The organism is Allomuricauda sp. MMSF_3307 (assembly GCF_030733585.1).
In the GTDB taxonomy this organism is placed as follows: Bacteria; Bacteroidota; Bacteroidia; order Flavobacteriales; family Flavobacteriaceae; genus Flagellimonas.
Genome location: NZ_JASHIQ010000001.1, coordinates 761,666 through 782,955, shown reverse-complemented (window position 1 = coordinate 782,955; position 21,290 = coordinate 761,666). Strand labels below are relative to the sequence as shown.

22 protein-coding genes are annotated in these 21,290 nt (G+C 44.1%); 11 read left to right on the top strand and 11 right to left on the bottom strand.

Annotated features, from left to right (window positions below; all coding sequences use genetic code 11):
* Positions 1–3: 3 nt before the first annotated feature.
* From RBB12_RS03445 to RBB12_RS03435, 3 genes are read right to left on the bottom strand one after another with little or no spacing between them, the layout of a single operon-like run.
* Positions 4–1,260: an MFS transporter gene (locus RBB12_RS03445; RefSeq protein ID WP_306012806.1), complete on the bottom strand. Its 1,257-nt coding sequence runs from the start codon at positions 1,258–1,260 to the stop codon at positions 4–6.
* A gap of 22 nt (positions 1,261–1,282) precedes the next feature.
* Positions 1,283–1,726 carry a DinB family protein gene (locus RBB12_RS03440; RefSeq protein ID WP_306012805.1) on the bottom strand — a complete coding sequence of 148 codons (444 nt, stop codon included), beginning with the start codon at positions 1,724–1,726 and terminating at the stop codon, positions 1,283–1,285.
* A gap of 23 nt (positions 1,727–1,749) precedes the next feature.
* Positions 1,750–2,748 (bottom strand): sugar phosphate isomerase/epimerase, encoded by a 999-nt coding sequence (locus tag RBB12_RS03435; protein ID WP_179383384.1) that lies wholly within the window; start codon positions 2,746–2,748, stop codon positions 1,750–1,752.
* Positions 2,749–2,884: 136 nt separating this feature from the next.
* Here RBB12_RS03435 and RBB12_RS03430 point away from each other — a divergent pair, with 136 nt between their 5' ends.
* A complete protein-coding gene (locus tag RBB12_RS03430) occupies positions 2,885–4,603 on the top strand; it encodes a GMC oxidoreductase (RefSeq protein WP_293281695.1) in 1,719 nt (572 codons plus the stop codon).
* A complete protein-coding gene (locus RBB12_RS03425) occupies positions 4,603–5,256 on the top strand; it encodes a gluconate 2-dehydrogenase subunit 3 family protein (RefSeq protein ID WP_306012804.1) in 654 nt (217 codons plus the stop codon). The genes RBB12_RS03430 and RBB12_RS03425 overlap by 1 nt, the downstream gene beginning before the upstream one ends.
* A gap of 677 nt (positions 5,257–5,933) precedes the next feature.
* On the opposite strand, the gene RBB12_RS03420 is transcribed toward RBB12_RS03425, so the two are convergent.
* Positions 5,934–6,164, bottom strand: a complete 231-nt coding sequence (locus tag RBB12_RS03420; RefSeq protein ID WP_306012803.1) for a hypothetical protein — start codon at positions 6,162–6,164, stop codon at positions 5,934–5,936.
* Between the two features lie 175 nt (positions 6,165–6,339).
* Here RBB12_RS03420 and RBB12_RS03415 point away from each other — a divergent pair, with 175 nt between their 5' ends.
* Positions 6,340–7,074 (top strand): LytTR family DNA-binding domain-containing protein, encoded by a 735-nt coding sequence (locus RBB12_RS03415; protein ID WP_179383381.1) that lies wholly within the window; start codon positions 6,340–6,342, stop codon positions 7,072–7,074.
* A gap of 13 nt (positions 7,075–7,087) precedes the next feature.
* Positions 7,088–9,055, top strand: a complete 1,968-nt coding sequence (locus RBB12_RS03410; RefSeq protein WP_306012802.1) for a tetratricopeptide repeat protein — start codon at positions 7,088–7,090, stop codon at positions 9,053–9,055.
* Here RBB12_RS03410 and RBB12_RS03405 read toward each other — a convergent pair.
* Entirely contained in the window at positions 9,045–9,617 is a 573-nt protein-coding gene (locus RBB12_RS03405) for a DUF3109 family protein (protein ID WP_179383379.1), read from the bottom strand. The genes RBB12_RS03410 and RBB12_RS03405 overlap by 11 nt on opposite strands.
* 122 nt (positions 9,618–9,739) lie before the next feature.
* On the opposite strand from RBB12_RS03405, the gene RBB12_RS03400 reads away from it, so the two are divergent.
* On the top strand, positions 9,740–10,324 hold the full coding sequence (locus tag RBB12_RS03400) for a MarC family protein (RefSeq protein WP_127140527.1): 585 nt from the start codon (positions 9,740–9,742) through the stop codon (positions 10,322–10,324).
* Between the two features lie 9 nt (positions 10,325–10,333).
* The gene (locus tag RBB12_RS03395) at positions 10,334–10,534 is read left to right on the top strand and encodes a hypothetical protein (protein WP_179383378.1); all 201 of its coding nucleotides are present in this window, start codon (positions 10,334–10,336) and stop codon (positions 10,532–10,534) included.
* Between the two features lies 1 nt (position 10,535).
* Here RBB12_RS03395 and RBB12_RS03390 read toward each other — a convergent pair whose 3' ends face one another.
* The 4 genes from RBB12_RS03390 to RBB12_RS03375 form a co-directional block, all read right to left on the bottom strand.
* Complete coding sequence (locus tag RBB12_RS03390; RefSeq protein WP_306012801.1) at positions 10,536–12,164, bottom strand: S41 family peptidase; 1,629 nt, start codon at positions 12,162–12,164, stop codon at positions 10,536–10,538.
* Between the two features lie 15 nt (positions 12,165–12,179).
* On the bottom strand, positions 12,180–12,617 hold the full coding sequence (locus tag RBB12_RS03385) for a deoxycytidylate deaminase (RefSeq protein WP_306012800.1): 438 nt from the start codon (positions 12,615–12,617) through the stop codon (positions 12,180–12,182).
* Between the two features lie 85 nt (positions 12,618–12,702).
* A complete protein-coding gene (locus RBB12_RS03380; RefSeq protein ID WP_306012799.1) occupies positions 12,703–13,287 on the bottom strand; it encodes a HupE/UreJ family protein in 585 nt (194 codons plus the stop codon).
* A 10-nt stretch (positions 13,288–13,297) separates the two neighbouring features.
* Entirely contained in the window at positions 13,298–14,035 is a 738-nt protein-coding gene (locus tag RBB12_RS03375) for a TerB family tellurite resistance protein (RefSeq protein WP_306012798.1), read from the bottom strand.
* Between the two features lie 122 nt (positions 14,036–14,157).
* Between RBB12_RS03375 and RBB12_RS03370 the strand changes: the two genes are divergently transcribed.
* From RBB12_RS03370 to RBB12_RS03355, 4 genes are all read left to right on the top strand, one after another.
* Positions 14,158–14,568 (top strand): BrxA/BrxB family bacilliredoxin, encoded by a 411-nt coding sequence (locus RBB12_RS03370; protein WP_179383373.1) that lies wholly within the window; start codon positions 14,158–14,160, stop codon positions 14,566–14,568.
* Positions 14,569–14,646: 78 nt separating this feature from the next.
* Complete coding sequence (locus RBB12_RS03365) at positions 14,647–15,381, top strand: lysophospholipid acyltransferase family protein (RefSeq protein WP_306012797.1); 735 nt, start codon at positions 14,647–14,649, stop codon at positions 15,379–15,381.
* A gap of 2 nt (positions 15,382–15,383) precedes the next feature.
* Positions 15,384–16,040, top strand: a complete 657-nt coding sequence (locus tag RBB12_RS03360) for an HD domain-containing protein (RefSeq protein ID WP_306012796.1) — start codon at positions 15,384–15,386, stop codon at positions 16,038–16,040.
* A 67-nt stretch (positions 16,041–16,107) separates the two neighbouring features.
* Positions 16,108–17,532, top strand: a complete 1,425-nt coding sequence (locus tag RBB12_RS03355) for a Gfo/Idh/MocA family protein (protein ID WP_306012795.1) — start codon at positions 16,108–16,110, stop codon at positions 17,530–17,532.
* Between the two features lie 570 nt (positions 17,533–18,102).
* On the opposite strand, the gene RBB12_RS03350 is transcribed toward RBB12_RS03355, so the two are convergent.
* Positions 18,103–19,176, bottom strand: coding sequence for a PA0069 family radical SAM protein (locus tag RBB12_RS03350; protein WP_306012794.1), 1,074 nt, complete (start codon positions 19,174–19,176; stop codon positions 18,103–18,105).
* A gap of 627 nt (positions 19,177–19,803) precedes the next feature.
* Here RBB12_RS03350 and RBB12_RS03345 point away from each other — a divergent pair.
* Entirely contained in the window at positions 19,804–20,160 is a 357-nt protein-coding gene (locus tag RBB12_RS03345; protein ID WP_306012793.1) for a DUF2237 family protein, read from the top strand.
* Between the two features lie 19 nt (positions 20,161–20,179).
* Here the strand turns inward: RBB12_RS03345 and RBB12_RS03340 are convergent, their stop codons facing one another.
* Complete coding sequence (locus RBB12_RS03340; RefSeq protein ID WP_306012792.1) at positions 20,180–21,190, bottom strand: Ig-like domain-containing protein; 1,011 nt, start codon at positions 21,188–21,190, stop codon at positions 20,180–20,182.
* Positions 21,191–21,290: the final 100 nt, after the last annotated feature.

Genomic DNA, 21,290 nt, shown 5'->3' with positions numbered 1-21,290 from the left:
TACCTAAGATTTATATTCTACTTTTTCATTTTTGAAAAGTACGGCAAAAAGGATTCCGACCGCAAGGGCAAAGATAGCTGGGAATCTCCATACGCTTACCCAATCGTGGGTATTATCGGGCAGTTGATAGGTATCCACAATTTGACCTGCCACCCAGAATCCGATAAGCATCCCCACACCATATGTGGCCAGGGTAATCAATCCTTGTGCGGCACTTTTATATTTTTCACCTGCTTTGGTATCGGTATAAATTTGACCGGACACAAAGAAAAAGTCATAACAGATACCGTGCAAGGCAATCCCGATAATGAGCATAAATACCAACTCACCTGTGTTCCCGTAGGCGAACAGTACATATCGAACAAGCCAAGCGATCATTCCCACCAAAATGGTTTTTTTAAATCCGAATTTTTTAAAGAAAAAGGGCAATAACAGCATGAACAGGACCTCGGATATCTGCCCTATGGTCATCATTCCGGCGGGTCCTATTTCCGAGCCTGCCAGATTGATGGAGGCTCCGATCTCCCCTAGATATTGACCCGCATGCTGATAGTAGAACCCAAGCGGGATACATATCAAAACGGAGGCTATGAAGAAAATCAAATAGTTCCTATCGTTTAGAAGTTTCAATGCATCGAGACCCAATATTTCCGAAATGGACACTTTCTCTTCTTTGTCCACCTTTGGAGGTGTCTTTGGAAGGGTAAAACTGAACACTCCCAAAATACCCGACGCAATGGCTGTCATGATAAAGGTATTCCTAAGTGCTCCGTTGGCTATATTTTCAGGTGAATCCCATTGAAATATCAAACTAATAAAGACCAAACCGGCGATGATCCAACCAATGGTACCGAACACACGGATAAAGGCAAACTCTTTGGACGGGTCCTTCATTTGGTTGAACGAAACCGAGTTGACCAAGGCCAATGTGGGCATGTAGGCAATCATATAACCAAAAACATAGGGCACAAATATGGAAATATCGTCGGCCGATGCCATTTGGTACATAAGGAAGGCCCCTATTAAATGGAGTACACCCAAAATGCGCTCTGCGTTAAAGTACCTATCTGCGATTAATCCGATGATGAACGGGGCAATAATGGCTCCCCACGATTGGCTAGAGTACGCAAGGGCCGTTTCACTGCCGCTGGCGCCCAAGGTATTCGGCAGATATATTCCTAAGGTAACAAACCAACCTCCCCAGATAAAAAATTCGAGGAACATCATAAAGGAGAGCTGGAGTTTGATCTTACTATTCATGTAAACTATGCGTTAGTGGTTTCTATCTTTTGTAAAAAATGTAATCCAAAGGTTCGGGTGTGAGACCTTCATCGCGAAAGGTCCTCATCATTTGTCCCCGGTGGTGGGTTGAATGATTGATGATATGAAAAAGTATGTCCTTCACTTCGTTGGTAAATACCTTTCCTGCACTATTGGTGTATTCCACCCGATTTTCCAAGTCATCCGTACCGGAAAGAATTTCAAAGGTGGTACGTTGGTTATCGTAATGGATATCTTCCCACCGTTCTAACATGTGCAGGTCCCAGACCCCATAATCAGACGTATTCCCTAAAATTCTTTGATTCCAAATATGATGGGCATTGAGTATGTGACTAAAAAGTCTAATGCAGTTGTCCGGAACCTTGTCCGAACCACTGCATTGATCAATCATTTTTTTGTTACAATAATAATTGTAATCGAAGAGCTGTTGAAAAAATCCCTTCATCTACCCATTCATCTTTGGTCGGATTACTCCAATATTCTTTCCAAGAGTCTTTTGGTGGCCAAAATGCCTTCCTCTTCGCTCAATTCGGAGCCTTCGTACTCAACTCCCACAAAACCTTCGTATCCAGAATCGAGCACTATCTCCATAATTCTTGGGTAATCTACCCTTGTTTCATTTCCTTGCTCATCAAAACTGTAAGATTTGGCGCTTACCCCTTTGGCATAAGGCATCAGCTCTTTGGTTCCTTTGTAGCGGTCATATTCTTCCAAACATTTGGACGAATAGTAGTCGCCAGCTTCCCTTTTGATGCAGAAGTTCCCAAAATCGGGCAAGGTACCGCAGTTGTCCATACCTACTTTTTCCATCACTTCCGCCAACAATTGCGCATTGGATGATGGTCCGCCGTGGTTTTCTACAATTATGTTGATGTTTTTGTCCTTGGCATAGGTGGCCAATTGGGTAAGTCCGGCAACGGATGCTGGCATCCATACTTCGGGCTCCATGCTTCCATTGAGGTTAACACGTATGGAGTGACAGCCCAATGCAGCGGCAGCATCTACCCATTTGTAATGGTTTTCCACAGCCTTTGACCTATCTGCTTCGTCCGGCACGGCAATATCACCTTGGCCATCGACCATGATCAACAAATTCTTTAATCCGTACTTTTCGCTTTCGGCTTTGCTTTTTTCTACCCAGTTGTTCATGGCCTCTTCCGAAAAATCGGCCGCTTCAAGTTCTTTGTAGTACAGGCCGCTCACATATTCAAGACCTTCAAAACCCCACTCGCTGGCTTTCTCGGCAAAGCTGTAAGGATCTACGCCCTCCTCAAATATCATTTTGTGCATCGACCATTGGGCCAAGGAAAGTTTAATATCTGGTTTTGACTCTTCGGCAGCCACTTCTTCGGTGGCGGTTTCATCGGCCGTTTCCTTCTTTGGATTCTGTTTACAGGAATAAAATCCCAAAAAAGCCACTGCGATCAACGTGACGATACTTTTCTGTGCTAAACTACTTTTGTTCATATTTTTACGTTGGTTAATTTCTTCGAGAACCCAAAAACTATAACGTTATAGTGCTGAATTCTCAATAAACATAGGGTTTAAATGTAGAAAATTAATTTAATAATTAATACATTTAGCAAATAAACAATCCGAATAAATGAGTAAATTTTATTACAATCAAGAGCAGGAATCCTATGATGCCATCGTGGTAGGAACGGGCATCAGTGGAGGTTGGGCTGCCAAAGAATTGTGCGAAAACGGTCTCAAGACCTTGGTCTTGGAGCGTGGGCCCATGGTGAAGCACCGCGACGATTACCCAACGGCCAACAAAGACCCTTGGGATTTTCCCCATGCAGGACAGGCAACCCGAGAAGACATTAAGAAGCAGGAGAAACAATCCAGAACTGGGTATACCACATCTGCTGCGTCCAAACATTGGTTCGTAAACGATTTGGACCACCCGTATAACGAAGTAAAGCGATTCGATTGGATGCGTGGCTACCATGTAGGTGGGCGTTCCATTATGTGGGGTCGCCATAGCTACCGCTGGAGCGATATCGATTTTACGGCCAACAAGAATGAAGGTATTGCCGTGGATTGGCCCGTGCGCTACAAGGATATAGCCCCTTGGTACGATAAAGTAGAAAGTTTTATTGGAGTTTCCGGTGAAAATCTGGGCTTGCCACAATTACCAGATGGCAAATTTGAGCCGATGATGGAGCTCAACTGTGTGGAAGATTTGGTGCGCGGCAAAGTGGCCGAGCACTTCAATGGTCGTGTGATTACCGCAGGAAGGGTGGCCCACATTAATAGTGACAAACAATTTGAGGGCGATGGCCGTGTACGTTGCCAATTCAGGAACCGTTGTATTAGAGGATGTCCATTCGGAGCATACTTTAGCAGTGTTTCCTCAACGCTTCCGGTTGCGGAGCGCACAGGCAACCTTACCCTAAGGCCAGACTCCATTGTTCATGAAATCATTTACGACCCAAATACCAAAAAAGCTACGGGCGTAAAAGTTATCGATAGAGAAACCAAAGAAGCCTACGAGTTCAAGGCCAAAGTGATATTCCTTTGTGCTTCTGCGGTTGCATCCACTTCCATTTTGATGCAATCCAGATCGGACCGATTCCCCAATGGATTGGGCAACGATTCCGGTGAGCTGGGCCATAACTTGATGGACCACCACTTCCAAGTAGGTGCTTCCGGTAAGTTTGATGGATTCGAGGACAAATATTACAAAGGCAGAAAGCCCAACGGTGTCTACATTCCAAGATTTAGAAACTTGGGCGGTGATTCCGATGTAAGCTCCTTTAAGCGTGGTTACGGTTACCAAGGAGGTGCCAGTAGAGGAAATTACGAAGAATTGGTCGCCGAGGCGTCCTTTGGAAAAGAGTATAAAGATGCCATGCTGACCCCAGGAGGTTGGAACTTTAGTATCAACGCTTTTGGTGAGGTACTGCCTTACCACGAAAACAAGATGACCTTGGATTACGATAAAAAAGATCAATGGGGACTGCCTACGGTCACCTTTGATGCGGAAATCCGGGAAAATGAACTGAACATGCGTAAGGACATGCAAGATCAAGCAGTACAGATGCTTGAGAAAGCAGGTGCCAAGGATATTACTCCTTTTGATGCACCCTACGCACTTGGTCTTGGTATTCACGAAATGGGAACGGCCCGTATGGGAAGCGACCCAAAAACCTCCGTGGTAAACGGGAACAACCAAGTACATGGATGTGAGAACGTATACGTAACCGACGGTGCATTTATGACCTCTGCCAGTTGCGTGAACCCATCGTTGACCTATATGGCATTTACGGCAAGGGCAGCCAACCACGCCGCCCAAGAACTTAAAAAAGGAAATATATAATGGAAAGAAGATCAGCACTCAAAAATATGGGATTGGCTTTCGGATATGCCGTAGCCACCCCAACCCTGCTCTCGCTTTTACAGAGCTGTAAGGACAAGCCGGCATTTGCTGAATGGACACCAAGCTTCCTTAGCAAAGAACACGGTTACGCCTTGGCACAGACCTTGGACGTAATTCTGCCAAAAACGGATACCCCCTCTGCCACCGAGATGAACGTACATGTGTTCATTGACGCGTATTTGGATGAGGTGATGCCTTTGGAACAGCGGGAGTTTGTAATGATGCAAATGAACAATTTCTATGATAAGGTTCTTGCCGATTCTGGTAAAGAAACTTTGATGAACATAGAACCAGCAGACATAGAACCCGCCTTAAAAACGTACTTGAGAAAAAGGACGAAAGAGGAAGAGGAAGCCCACTCTGAAGCCATCATGAATTATATGGAGGCTATTATGGAAGGCGGCGAAGGTGTTCTGGATGACGAGGTTGTCCGCTTCTCCTTTGCCAACGATTTAAGGGGCTTGGCCACTTGGGCCTATAAATCCTCGGAATATATTGGTGAAGAGGTGCTGGCCTATGCACCCATACCAGGGGAGTACATCCCTTGCGGCGATCTGCAGACATTGACAGGCGGAAAAGCTTGGTCTTTGTAAATCGCAAAGCACTCGAATCAGAAAAGCCTCCAGTTTTGGGGGCTTTTTTAGTTATCCACAGTAACAAAAATACCCCGGAATGTTCTATTGTGGGGTGAACTTGTCCGAGGTATTAAATCAATAAACACTATCACACGTACTGTAATCCAGCACTAAAACTGGTGGTAAAAATAGGCATCACTGCAACAAAATTCTTAACCGTCCCAGTTAACTTTTTCTTTTTTTCCATCCATTTTTAATGGAAAACGAAGGCCTTGGTTTGCGTGGACAAAGATTGAAAAATACGGTCAAATTCTAAAGTGGCTACGCCAGAAACAACGACAAAGTTTTTAACATAAAATGTTGACATCTAGAGGAAAGCAAGAAATCGAGTTGACTAACGGGAATAGAACCACATAAAACAAAAAAGACCAAGAAGGGAATTAACATCCCTACTTGGTCAAACTTTTATGATGAACCGGCCAAAGCCATATATCACCAAAGAGTACGGCCTCTTCAATCCTGGTTTAAAAGATTCTTTTCGTTCTAGGTAGTTCCCCCGAAACCTAAAATCAAATCCGAATCACACCCTGATCAAAGATGAATTGTGCAAGCGGTTTATACAATCAGATGATTGGTTGCTGTGGCCGTACAATTTTTTGGTAATACAAAATTTTAAAGAACATTTGGAGCCTAAGCTATTTCTTCACGACCATTTCCTTCCAATCCTCATTCCATTTAGTCTCTTTCTTTTCTGCCACCGAGGCAAAGATCAAGGCTACAACAAAAATCAAGAACAAAACAATGCATTTTCGCATGGCTCCAGTATCTATTGGTTTATTAGTCAGGCCGAAGATAATTAACAACAAATATGCAATAGGGGTTCTATGTATAAATTGCATCATTTTATGTATAATTGGTTTTGCCATTTTTTCGCCGTTTGTAATCCTTTTCTTGTTTTTTGATTTTGATACTCTTAAAAAATGCGGCTTTTTCCCTTGATTTTGATTTTTATACCAGTTATACGTGCTGCTGATCCATTAACACATAATTTTAGCACTATGTGAAGAATAATTCTAAATTTGAATTTAGGTATATAGTTTTATGATAGAAGCCGTAATCGTTGATGATGAAATCAAGGCCCTTCAGAGTTTGAGTTGGGAGCTGACCAATTTGAGCGATGAGGTGGATATTATTGCATCCTTTACAGATGCCCGCGAAGCCTTGAACTATTTGGAACAGAACACGCCCGATTGTTTGTTCCTCGATATCGAAATGCCCTCCATGGACGGTTTTCAGTTCATCAAGAATCTAAAGAACAAGGATTTTCCAGTTGTCATCACCACAGCTTACAATCAATATGCGCTACAGGCCCTGAAGAACGAGGCCATCGACTATCTTTTAAAACCCATAGATTCCGATGATCTTGAAGTAACCCTGGCCAAAATCAAAAAATACAACGCCAAAAACCTGACGGTAGAACGATTGGAGAAAATATTGCTCAACTTCAATTCAGAATCACAGAGCAAAAAAATTACCATCAACACCGACGGTAAGCTCGTTTTCCTGCACAGCGACGATATTCTTTATGCAGAATCCGACGGTAACTACAGTACCATTTTTTTGACGGACGGCCAAAAGATCCTACTCACCAAAAAATTAAAGGAGGTCAATTCCCTGCTTCCCGAAAATTGTTTCTTCCGCATACACAATTCATACATCATCAATCTTAATAAAATAAAGGAGTTCCTAAAAACGGACGGCTACGTAGTCTTGGAATCCAACCATAAAATCCCAGTATCCCGGCAAAAAAAATCCGACTTTTTGGATATGCTCTAATACCCGTATTCCCGTGCCCACATCAAAGTTCCATCCCATCGAAAACCTGTATCGAGCACAAAGGTCGGCGGTTACGGCTTTCCTTTTTTTCTTGGTTCTAAGGGGATTGGAAGCCCAAGAAATTCCAGAAGTATTTCAGGAAAAAGCGGAAACCCTTGTTCAGTTACAACCAAAAACTTATGAAGTACTAGATCAAGAGCTTTATGAAGAAAAAAAGGACACCACCCTTCTGCGATATTTTGCCGACTTGAGTGCTGCGAACGATTATCCAGTGGGACAATCCTATGCGCTGAATCAATTGGGCATGAAATACCGCAACTTTTCCCAATACGAAAAGTCTGTCAACCTACATGAACAGGCACTGGAGGCGGCAGAAGAGGGTAATAGTACCGACTTTAAGATTTTGAGCCTTAATATGCTCGGGGTGGTCTATAGACGCACGGATGCCATTAAAACCGCTTTGGACTACAACCAAAAAGCCCTCGAGTTAGCAGAAGGAGTGGAGAACCCATCCAACCACATCAAGCGCAGTATCAATGTGGCCCTGAACGGAATCGGAAACCTGTACCAAACCTTGGAACAGTACGATTTGGCCATTATGCAGTTTAAAAGGGCCCTAAAACTGGAAGAGGAGCTGAACAATAAGTTGGGCTTGGCCATCAATCACCAGAACATCGGACATTGCTTGGAAGAAAAAGGTGATTTGGAGGGTGCACTGGAAAACTACAGAAAGTCCTTGGCCTATAACGAGGAAATCGATTCGGATATCGGCCGTGTCATTTGCAAGAATAGTTTGGCCCAAATCTACTTGAAGCAGGACATGCCCTATCTGGCCCTGGTACTCTTGGAACCCTTGCAGGAAGAAGCCAAAAAAATTGGAGACTTTTCCATTACTTCCTTGGTCTACATCAACACAGGATGGGCCCATACCAAACTGGCTAACTACAAAGTGGCAGAAGATTTTATCCAAGAGGGATTAAAAATGGCGCAAAACCGAAATATTCCCACCAATATCCTCTATGGATACGAAAAAATGACGTTTTTAGAACAAACCAGGGGCGATTTCAAAATGGCATATGAGTTCTACAAAAAGGCATCCGAATCCGAAAAGCAGATTTCAAGTGCTACGAATCTACGGTACATGAACGACATCATCGTTCGGTACGAAAATGAGAAAAAGAACAACCAGATCGCGGTGTTGGCCAAAGAGAATGAAATTGTGCGGTTACGACTTAAAAAAAACCAGACAACGCTTTTGGTCAGTGCGTTGATTGTAGGACTGATTTCGTCCATCCTTTATATTCTTTACCGTCAATACCAGAGCAAAAACGAAAAAAGGGTGCTCACTTTGGAGCAGCAAATGCTGCGCAGCCAAATGAATCCACACTTTTTGTTCAATTCGTTGAATTCCATTAAGCTGTACATCATTAACAACGAACAGAAAAACGCTGTTCACTACCTAAACAAGTTTTCAAAACTCGTCCGTAAGATTCTGGAGGCATCTTCACAAAAGGAAATCCCATTGTCGGAAGAATTGGAGACCATGGAACTTTATATGAACATTGAAAACATACGCTTTTCCAATGAAATCGATTTTAAAATTGAGGTAGAGGAAGATATCAATATCGACAACATCAAAATACCTTCGCTCACCCTGCAACCCTTTTTGGAAAACTCCCTCTGGCACGGATTATCACCAAAAGAAGGGGATAAAAAAATCCAGATCAACGTAAAACACAAGGACAAGGGCCATGTTTCCATAGAGATTGTGGACAATGGCATTGGGCGCACCATGGCCGAGGTAAACAAGGAAAATCGGGTATTGAAACGCAAATCACTTGGAATTCGCATCACCAAGGAACGCTTGGCCAATTTTGCCAAGGACTACCAGAACAAATTTGATGTGGATATTTTGGACCTGTTCGATGAGAACGGGGATCCCAACGGAACCAAAGTGGTATTGGACATCCCTACGATTTAGCGCTTGCTGCCGCGACCTCTTCCAGTTCGCTATACCACTTTTTGCCAAACTTTTTGATCAAGGCATCCTTTACAAATTTGTATATCGGCACCTTTAGTTCTGCCCCCAACGTACAGGCAGGGTCGCATATTTCCCATTTGTGGTAGTTCACCGCGGTGAATTCGCTGTACTCCCGTGTGCGAACAGGGTATAAATAGCAAGAAAGAGGTTTTTTCCACTTGGTAGCTCCCGCTTCGTAGGCAGCTTCGAGACCGCATTTGGCAATGCCCTTATCGGAAAAGATCACATAAGCACATTCATTGTTGTCCACCAAAGGAGTTTCCCATTCTCCATCTTCACCTTTTACAAAAGCACCCTGTTCTTCAATGGCAGCAATACCTTCAGGACGCAAAAACGGTTTCACCTTATGGTAGATGTCCACCAATTTATCGGTTTCAGCATCTTCCAATGGCGCCCCGTATTCTCCTCCTACACAACAAGCACCTTTGCATGCGGTTAGGTTGCATACAAAATCGTTCTCCAAAATCTCTTCGGATACAATGGTTTTTCCAATCTGGAACATAGTCTGCCCTTACTTTTTTGGCAAAGGTAATCCAAAACCAAAAAATTGATGATTTCTAAACATTTTATGTGATCCAAAAGTATTTTTTACCCGTAAATTTGCCGTCCGAAAAAAATGACGCCATGAATTTTAACGTAAAGGAAATAGCCACCGCTGGAATGATCTTGTTTGCCGTGATAGATATTTTGGGAAGTATCCCGATTATTTTATCGCTTCGCCGCAAAGTGGGGCACGTGCAGTCCGAAAAGGCCTCCATTGTGGCCACCTGTATCATGATTGCCTTCCTATTTGTTGGTGAAAGCATCCTAAAATTGATAGGTATAGATGTCAATTCCTTTGCTGTGGCGGGGGCTTTTATCATCTTTTTCCTAGCTATTGAAATGATTTTGGGCATTTCCCTTTACCGGGATGATGAGCCTGAGACGGCCTCCATTGTGCCCATCGCCTTTCCATTGATTGCCGGTGCGGGTACCTTGACATCCATTCTCTCCTTACGGGCAGAATACCATGTAGAGAACATTATCGTCGCCATAATTATAAACGTTATCTTTGTATACATCGTGCTAAAGTCCAGTGCCAAGATTGAACGGATTTTGGGCAAAAATGGACTTAATATTATTCGAAAAGTGTTTGGGGTGATCTTAATGGCCATTGCCGTAAAGCTTTTTGCCACCAATGTAAACGAGTTATTGTCGCACGCTGCTTAAAACAATGCTATGAACAAGACCTTCGCCGTAATTTTAATCGTACTTGCTTTGGCCCTTATTGCCTTTAACGTCACCTTGGTCGATTTTGAACAGCCTTTTCAGGGCGATAGCACCATTGCCCTTATCGGGATAGTGGCCTCGTTGTGTGCCATTGTGTTGATGTTGATTTTTATGACCTCCAAAAAAATCGACAAAAAACTAAAGGATTGATCTAAGGTTTCATTTCCACCGAACCAAGTTGTGAAGCTTCGATATCGGCCTTGTCCAACTCCTTGACCCGTTGCAACATGCTGTCGTAATCCCCTTTTATTTGTGCGGACACATTGGGTGAGAACAGTTGTTCGGCAATATTGGCTTTTAGGTAAGCTTTAATTTTGTCTTCGTAAGCGTAGAAGTCCAACTTTATTTTCCGGTCCAGCACAAATTGGATGAAGTTATCAAAAAGGATATCATCCACTCGGAATTCATCCAAAAACTCGTTTTGGGTGTACCCTTCATATCGGGTCCTATCCTCCTCCAAGTGCTCAAAAATAAACCTTGCAAAGAATTGATAGGTCTCATCCATACTCTCAATGGCTTCCTCTTGATTACTGCCAATAGGCACAAATACATCGGGAATGATTCCTCCACCACCATAGACTACCTTTCCTTTTGGGGTAACAAACTTTAAGGAATCGGCTACTTTGATACTGTCCGCAGAGAGCAGTTCTCCGCTTTCGTATCGCTCCATGAACCTATGGTAATAATCGTAGTTGCCATCCTTATAGGATTTTTGGATGGAACGCCCTGTTGGGGTGTAGTATCGGGAAACGGTCAGCCGAACCGCTGAGCCATCGCCCAAATCCATTTCGCGCTGCACAAGTCCCTTTCCAAATGAACGGCGCCCCACAATGGTCCCAATATCGTTGTCTTGCAAAGCACCTGCAATAATTTCACTGGCAGATGCGGAACGTTCATTGATCAACACATAAACGGGTTTGTCCTCAAAATCCCCTTTCTTGGTGGCATACGCCTTGTTGATTCGCCCTTTTTTGTTCTTGGTGAACAGAATCAATTTATCTTCACCCAAAAACTCATCGGCCAATTGCTCGGCAATACCCAAATAACCGCCAGGGTTGTCCCTGAGGTCGAGCGTTAACTTTTCGGCCCCGCGCAACTTCAATTTTCTGAGCGCGTCTTTGAACTCATCAAAGGTGGACTCGGCAAAACGATTGATTTTGATGTAGCCCATATCCTTGGTCAGCATGTAGTAGGCATCCACACTGCGGATAGGCACCCTATCCCGGACCACAGGAACATCCATCAGTTTATCTTCGCTCTTTCGATATACCTTGAGATTGACCTTTGTCCCTATTTTGCCTTTTAAGGTGGAAACCACATCGTCGTTGGCTATTCTACGTCCGAAAAGGGTGTCATTGTCGGCCATAAGGATACGGTCGCCAGGTTTGATGCCCCCTATGTAGCTTGGACCATTTTTAATGGTTCTGATTACGGTTATGGTATCGCGGTACATGTAGAAGCTCACTCCTATTCCAGCAAAATCCCCTTTCATGCTTTCCGCAACGTCCTTCATTTCATCTTTGGGAATGTATACAGAGTGCGGGTCTAACTTGCCCAAAATATTGTTGACGGTCACGTCCACAATGCTATCGGTATCCACATCATCCACATACTCATAGTCGATGTAGTCGATAAGCCTGTTGAGTTTATCCTTTTTGGAATTGGTGGAGAAGAGCTTCTCCGGCGAATCATTAAAATGGAGCTTGCCTCCGATAAATATGCCAAGGGCCACCGCTAAAGCAAGTAACGTGGGCCAAATATATCCTTTAATCTTTTTCATATAGCAATTATGGTTTTAAACCATTTCTTCCAAAACAGGCAAATGCACAATCTCTACGCCTGCCCTTTCCAGAAATTTTAATCCAGAGTCATCTTTGTATGCACTCTGGTATACCACACGTTTTATGCCAGCTTGGTGAACGAGCTTGCTACACTCCCTACACGGGGACAACGTAATGTACAAAGTGGCCCCTTCACAGGATTGTGTGGATGAAGCTACCTTGAGAATGGCATTGGCTTCAGCATGGAGTACGTACCATTTTGTGTAGCCCTCTTCGTCTTCACAGTAATTCTCAAAACCAGTGGGTGTTCCATTGTAGCCATCGGAAATGATCATCCTATCCTTGACGATAATGGCGCCGACCTGCCTTCTTTTACAATACGATAGTTTTCCCCACTCTTGGGCCATCCGCAAGTAGGCCTTATCGTATTTTTCTTGTTTGCTCGCCTTCATAAATCCAAAAACGCTGATATTTAACTAAATATACCTGCTTTACAAGACCCTCACAACCTTATTCGATAAAATTTAACGAAGGTTCCTACTTGGGGAACGTAGCAATGAGCAGGGGTATTGTAATGGCAATGATTAAAATTGATGCTACTGCTATAAAAATGGAGCGCCTTACCTTGAATAGGTCCAAAACTACATAGGCGATGGCCAAAACCACCAATATAATGGTAACCTGGGACAGCTCGATTCCCGTGGCAAAACCCAACAAGGGGGTAATCTTGTCCTCCTCCTCTGCCATCAACATTTTAAAGTAATTGGAAAACCCAAAGCCGTGGATCAGCCCGAAGAATGCCGTGGCCAACGCATGAAGAAAAAGACCCACATCCAACGCTTCCTTGTATACATAGGTGAAATTGAAAAGGGCCGTAAGCAGAATGGTTATGGGAATCAGGAATTCAATCAAACCGACATCCAAAGTTGCCACTTCGTAGACCGATAATGCCAAGGAAACGCAATGCGCTACGGTAAAAATCGTGGCCAAAATGACTACCCGCTTCCAATACCTAAAGGTAAAGGGTACGGCCAAGGCCGACAAAAACAGGATATGGTCATAAGCGCCAAAATCCAGCACGTGGTCCAGCCCCAACTTGATGTAGAACAAAAACTCTTGCATAATATATTGGTTAAGAAATACCTCTTTCTTTTTGTATGGTCTCGTAAGCTTTTTGCACTTCCTTGAACTTCTCCTCTGCTCCTTTTCGTATGGCTTCGTTCTCCGTCACCACCCTATCCGGATGGTACTTTTTGGCCATGGTACGGTAGGCCTTCTTCACTTCTTCATCCGTAGCCGTCTTTTCGATCTCCAAAATTTTATAGGCCGTATCCGCCGATTTGATGAACATGGCCATGATACTCTCAAAATCGTGTTGGCTCAACCGAAAGTACCCGGCAATTTCACGGAGTTTTTCAACTTCTGCCTTGCTCACCTGCCCATCGGACTGGGCAATGCCGAACAGAAAGTGCAACATTTGCAACCGCACCTCGTAGCGGGTTCGTTGCACCATAAAATTACAAATTCGCTGGGCGGATATTTCCCTTTTTTTGATGACCTCGTTGAACGTCCTGAAAATGGCATTGGCCTTTTCCTTGCCGTAGGTGCTCAGAAAATATTGTCGCACATAGTCGAGCTCCCGCTGATTTACCTGTCCATCGGCCTTGATGATGATAGAGCACAACGAAAGAAGGTTCAACTCAAAATCGGCCGGAGAAACCGATTGCCGCGTCACATTTTCGAAAATGGAACCTGACCTGCTACCGGAACCTCCCAGATTATCCAAGAATGTCCCCACGATAAATCCCAAAACCGCTCCAGGAAACCTAAACATAAAATAACCGAGAAAGGCGGCTATCCACTTGATCATGCATCAAAATTTAAAGGGCAAAGATAGGGGTTTGATTGACAAACAAAGCTTTATGCAATGTTAAGGGTGATGAAAAAAACCAAACGATCCCTTATCTTTGTCACCTAATTAAATCGAAGCCTATGTATCCAGAAGAATTGGTAAAACCTATGCGCGAAGACTTGGCCGGAGCCGGGTTTGAAGAACTACATACAAGCGAAGCCGTGGAAAACGCCCTTAAAAAGAGTGGCACCACATTGGTTGTAGTTAATTCGGTTTGTGGCTGTGCGGCGGCCAATGCCCGACCTGCAGCCAAATTGAGCCTTCAAAATAGTAAGACACCCGACAACTTGGTGACCGTTTTTGCAGGTGTGGACATGGATGCCGTGCAAACAGCAAGAAACCATATGGTTCCGTTTCCTCCATCTTCACCAAGCATGGCCTTGTTCAAAGATGGGGAGTTGGTGCACATGATCGAAAGACACCACATTGAGGGCAGACCTGCCGAGCTTATCGCGGAAAACCTGATGGAAGCCTACAACGAGCATTGCTAACATTGGGCAAATCCTATAACAAATAGCCACCTTAATAGGTGGTTTTTTTATTTTTACGCAACCTATAAAACCATCATAGTGCTAAAATTGTTATCCTATCCTTTGACCATTCTCTTTTTCCTGTTGTTTGGTCTGGTATTGGTCATTTTTCATCCCATACAATGGTTGTGTCTCAATCTGATTGGATATGATGCTCACAAAAAAAGTGTCTCCGTCCTCAATTGGTTTATCATGCGGTGCACGAATGTTTTGGGAACCCGGTATACTTTCAGAAACCAACAGCAACTTCCAACGGATAGACCCCTCATCATTGTGACCAACCACCAAAGCATGTACGATATTCCACCGATTATCTGGTACATGCGCAAGAACCACCCAAAGTTTGTCAGCAAAATTGAATTGGGAAAAGGCATCCCGAGCGTTTCCTATAACCTACGCCATGGAGGTTCTGCGTTGATCAACAGAAAAGACCCAAAGCAATCCATTGCCGAGCTTCAAAAGTTGGGCAAGTACATCGAAACCAACAACCGCAGTGCCGTGATTTTTCCTGAAGGCACCCGAAGCCGAAACGGGGTGCCCAAGCCCTTTAGGACCACTGGCCTAAAAGTGATGATGAAAAATGCGCCATCGGCTTTAATTGTGCCCATCAGCATTAATAATTCGTGGAAATTGCTGCGCTACGGCAAATTTCCTATGGGATTGGGTTCCCATGTCACCTTTGATGTGCATCCGCCCATAGAAAATTCGGGAAACCCTGATGAGCTCATCACCCAAATTGAAAACCTAATTGTTTCTGGGGTCAAAACGGGATAATAATGGAAAACCAACTTATTCAAAATACAATTGCCTTTGTAAAGGAAGAACTAAACGATGCCGAAGGAGGTCATGATTGGTTCCATATCCAACGTGTTTTCAATACTTCCAAACTTTTGTTACAGCATGAAGAAGGTGACTCCCTTGTGGTGCAATTGGCCGCTTTGCTGCACGACATTGCAGACCCCAAGTTCCATAATGGAGACGAGCAGATAGGACCACAGACCGCCCGTGATTTTTTGGAGACACAGCAGGTTTCACACGAAACCACAGCGCACGTGGTCAATATTATACGCCACATGTCCTTTAAAAATAGTCTGGAGCAGGATGGGGAGACATTCACTTCCAAAGAAATGGACATTGTTCAAGATGCCGACCGATTGGACGCCATTGGTGCCATTGGCATTGCCAGGGCCTTCAACTACGGAGGCTTTAAAAATAGGGAACTGTACAACCCGAACGTGCCCCCTAACCTCAACATGACCAAGGAGGAATATAAAAAATCCAAAGCGCCCACCATCAACCATTTCTACGAAAAATTGCTCTTGCTCAAGGACGGGATGCGTACCCCAACTGGAAAAAAACTGGCCCAAAAACGGCATCAATTTATGTTGGATTATCTGGAACAGTTTTACAAGGAATGGGAAGGGTCAGTATAAATCCTAGACTTTCTTTTTCCCCTTTTTTGTATCTTGGGAACTCACATAAAAAATCAAACTAAACAAGATGCAAAGAAGAAAGTTCATCAAAAATACCGCAGCGGCTTCGGCTGCGTTTTCCATTGTTCCGAGTCATGTGTTGGGCAAGACCCACGTTCCTCCCAGCGACACCCTGTATGTGGCAGGCTTTGGTGTTGGTGGTAGGGGAAATAACGTTATCAATGGACTCAACGATACGGGGCGGGTTAAATTCGTGGCCTTTTGTGATGTGGATGACCGCCGTGCCCAAGAAACCTACGAACAGTTTCCCGATGTAAAACGATTCAAAGACTTCCGCAAGGTTTTTGATGAACGCTTGAGCGATATCGATGCGATTATGGTGGCGACTCCTGACCATACCCACGCTACCATTGCACTGCCTTTTATGCGTGAGAAAAAGCACGCCTATGTGGAAAAACCGCTCACGCACAACATACAAGAAGCCCGATTGATGACCAAGGTAGCCCGCGAAAATGGGATTACCACCCAAATGGGGAACCAAGGAGCTTCCAGCGATGATAGTCGTATAGCCCGCGAATGGGTGGAATCCGGTATTATTGGAAAGGTACACACCATCGATTGTTGGACCAACCGACCTGTATGGCCCCAAGGAGTGCCCATGCCTACCCAAAAGGACCGTATCCCAAGAGGATTGGATTGGGACCTTTGGTTAGGGCCGGCCAAAATGCGGGATTACAATGATGCCTATCTTCCTTTTAAATGGAGAGGGTTTTGGGATTTTGGAACTGGTGCCTTGGGTGATATGGGCTGTCACATTATGGAAACGCCCTTCAGTGTGCTGGACCTGGGGTATCCTACGGAGGCCGAAGCCAGTTGCACTACCGTTTGGGTAGATGATTTTGTGGAGGCGGATTACAGTCATTCCTGTCCTCCTTCTTCCAAGATACACCTCAAGTTTGAGCACGAAGAGCACGGCGATATTGCCCTAAACTGGTACGATGGTGGTTTGAAACCAAATTTACCCGACGAATTGAAAGATGGCGAAACCATTGGTGACAATGGTGGTGGAACGGTAATCTATGGCGACAAGGGAATCTTGGTGTGCGACACCTATTCCAGAAACGCCCGTTTATTGCCCTCCGAAATGATGGAACTCTACAAAGCCCCTGCTGCCAAATACCCTCGTGTACCCGGGGGCATGGATGGTCATATTGCCAACTTTGTGGACGGTTGCCAAAACGGAACGCCAACTTCTTCCAATTTTGAAAAAGCTGGAAAACTAACAGAGACCGTGTTGATGGGGAACCTTGCCGTAAAAGCCTACCAGTATAAAGAATTACAGCCTGGCAAAACTGCAAGGGACTGGAACCCCTACAATTCCCCAGGGCGAAGAAAGTTGATGTGGGATGGTGAAAACATGAGAATTACCAACTACGAGAAAGCCAACGAATGGGTAACGCGCGATTACCGTGAAGGCTGGGAGTTGGAATAAGTAATCCAAGAAAATTGATATAAAAAATGGTCCGTTCGGGGCCATTTTTTGTTCTCAATACATCAGGTTAAGGAGGATATTCAAAGTTTTAGTTAAGTCAATTCGAAATGAGATGCGAAGGAGCGATGGGGAAATCTGTTAAAAAAACTGAAGTTCAAATGTAAAGTTCAAACTCAAAAGACAAGTTCAAGGTTTAGGGTTCAAGCCTAAAAAAAAAAATCATTTCCAATGACAAAGAACCCTATTAGTGCTAATTCGTGACATTAGTGTCAAATGCCCACTCACAACTCGCAACACGAAACACGCAGCTCTAAATTTCGGACTTCGGACTTCCAACAGCCCATCAAACCAAGCCTATTTTCTATCGTCTTTTCTCTCCTGGGTCTTGATTCTTGGCTCTTGGCTCCTCACTGAACTTGGTTCTCGATACATTTTTTACCTCTTTTTTGCAAAAATTGCCAAAAAACACTCGAACTGACAATCTAACTCGGAACACGAAACCCGAAACCCATAACTCGTAACTCCCAACTTCGGACTCCTGACTTCGGACTTCCAACTGCTAACAAAAACTCAAAACAACTTTAGCTGCCCATCTTTGTACTGTTCATGAAGTTCTGTGTTCAGGGCAGGAAAGCTTTTATCCCGAAAATATTTTTTCTTGGCGAGTTGTGCCATGTGATGGATTTGCTCCGCAATTTTGCCCTCTCCCCTTGTTCGGGTTCCGAATCTGGAATCATTTACCGTTCCTCCATGGCAATCTTGTATTTGGTGCAGCACCTTTTCGGCCCTGTCTGGCATGGCCTTTCTGAGCCAATCCGAAAACAGTTGCCCAATCGCACCGTTCAGTCGAACCACCGTGAGGCCAAACGAACGTGCACCATGGTCGGCCACGGCTTTGGCCAATGGTAACAGTTCATGCGAATTGATTCCAGGAATCATGGGCGCCAACATCGCGTTTACAGGAATATCATTTTCAGATAGGGTTTGGATGGTTTTGAGGCGCTTTTGGATGGAAGCCGTTCGAGGTTCCAGTAAACGCCTTGTTTTTTCGGACAACGAAGTGACCGAAATATATACGCCAACCAAACCATACCGACTCAATTCTTTCAATAGATCCAAATCACGTAAAACAAGGGCGTTTTTGGTAATGATGCCTACGGGATGCCGATATTTTAAAAACACCTCCAAACACTTTCGGGTGATTTCGTATTCCCGTTCCGCAGGTTGATAGCAATCCGTATTGCCTGAAAGTACGATGGTCTGTGCCTTCCAATTTTTATGTTTGATCTTGGCTTCCAAAAGTTCTGGGGCCGATTTTTTAATCAAAATCTTCCGTTCAAAATCCAACCCGGCACTATAGCCCCAATACTCGTGCGAATTTCGGGCGTAACAGTACACGCATCCATGCTCACATCCTTGATAGGGGTTCATGGAGTACTGCATGCCCACATCGGGACTCTCCACTTTATTAACTATGGTCTTGGGAAAAATGGGAATGTAGGTCGTTTTGTTGCTTTCCGCTTCTTCTCCCTCCAACCGACAGAACTCCAAAAAATCATCCCGAAGTTCAAAAGAATGCTGCAAAAACCGGTTATCGGTATTCTGCTGTGCGCCTCTTCCTTTGATATAGTTTTCGAGATTCATGTATTGGATTTATTCCAAATATATGGATTATTTCCTTTGTTTAATTGTTTAAGGTTGACACTAATTTCACGGATTATCTCGAATGCAGCGGCTCCCTTTCCATACCGGCATCGAGTCCAGTCAGGCCATTGGCAACCGCACGGAATGACACCGAAATATCCGATTTAGCTCTTTCGGACTTCCTAAAGATTTCTTGACCTGCCTGCTGCAGACTGCCAATTAAGAAGCTTTCACTAGTTCTCGATACATTTTTTGGCTCCTTTTTTTCAAAAACGCACCAAAAAACACTCCTTTATTAAAGTCGAGATAGCGGTTTTTGCATTGTTTGCAAGAAACCAGTCGTTCAGATCTTGTCATAATCATTGGTTAGTGATTTATTGAAACGAGCTTTATATTTCGCTTATTGCCTATCCAATCTTAAAGGGACATATCTCTTATTCTGATTCTTATCGGATAAATAGGAATTACTGTTTTGCAACGGAATGCAAGAGCGTATTTATATGGATGAAGAGCCATTGGTAATCAGAAGCTTAGAACTATCAAAAATGATAAAAGCTTGTCATTCATTTATAGAAAAAGTAACAATAATGTTACAAACTGCTCAACTTAAATTATTTTTAGGTCACTATGGATAAAAATGTACTTGGGTCATCATTGATTTCGTGCTGTTTGGAACCCAAAACGGGTTATTATCGGGATGGATTCTGTAATACGGGTATTGATGATACGGGAAAACACGTGGTGTGCGCCATTATGACGGATGAGTTTTTACAGTTCTCAAAAAGCAGAGGGAACGATTTGATAACTCCCATGCCATTTTATCAATTTCCAGGCTTGAAAGCTGGGGACAAATGGTGCCTCTGTGCCTCACGTTGGAAAGAGGCCTATTTGGAGGGAGTTGCGCCACCTGTGTTATTGGAAGCTACCCATGAGAAAGCGCTCAAATACGTTTCGTTCGAGTCGTTATTGGAGCATAAGGCGTAGGAGGAAGTCCTCCGGTATCCTAATTTTTATTCACCCGGTATGTGATGTTCCTGTTGGTGATTACAGTAGCTATCACCGTGAGGGAGACATTGGCTTCATCGCAAAGTACACTGTTGTCCACAAACTCCATGCTACAGAGTGAGGGTGTAGAGGACCCAGAGCCATCCATGCGTTCGCCGATAATGATATCCGTGGCCAAACTACTGTCCAAAGGAGAATTTGGAGGTGCTACGGCATACACCGTGGAACTTCCATTGGCGGTGTAGGTTACTTCCCCGGTAGCTTCGTTATAAGCTACGGAATACGGATTGTTTCCGCTCAAAAAATTTCCAAAATCTTGGGTAAAGGTTTCGGTAAGACCGGTTACGGAGTTGACTACGTCAATTTCCAATCCCATTTCATTGGGCCTAAAGTGATAGATTCTAAAATTACCCGCGGTAACAATGTCGGCTTGACTTTCTTGATCCTGATACTCGAAGGAGACTTCAAAACTTGTAAAATTAAAAATACCCGAAGAGTTAGGCACCACAATATCAAAACCTGTTGATCCACCTGAGCCTGTCGGAAAATGTATCCCGCAACCTGTTTGTGCTGCATTGGGGTTGACAGAGGTGGCGTTGGGGCCTATGGTAGCTGTGGTTATGGTCGGAGTATCAAAATCAAAGCGGGAAACCACTTCGCTAGGTGAGCCATCGTCGCAAACCCGATAGGTAAAGCTATCTGTTCCTATAAAACCTGTATTTGGGGTGTAGTCAAAGCTGCCATCGCTGTTCAGGTTCAAAACGCCGTTGGCTACGTCAGCCACGGGCGTAGTTTGCACACTCATGGTGGCATTTCCGTTGGCATCTGAGTCATTTTGGAGCAAACCGTTGGATGCTGCAACGTTCAAAGTGCTGTTAAGTCCTGCCGTGTAGCTATCATCCGCTGCAACAGGTGCCGCTTTTTGGGCATGAAGCATAGCTGGAGTTATAAGGAACACTGCTAAAAGGGCTACTATAAATGAAAACTGATTGAGGTTTATCCTTTCCATACATTTTCGAAACTAGTCCATGGAAAAGGAGATGTGAAATTAATGTTGTGACTGTTAAAAAAACAGAGGTGACAGTACACTTTTAAGGTATTAATCCTCC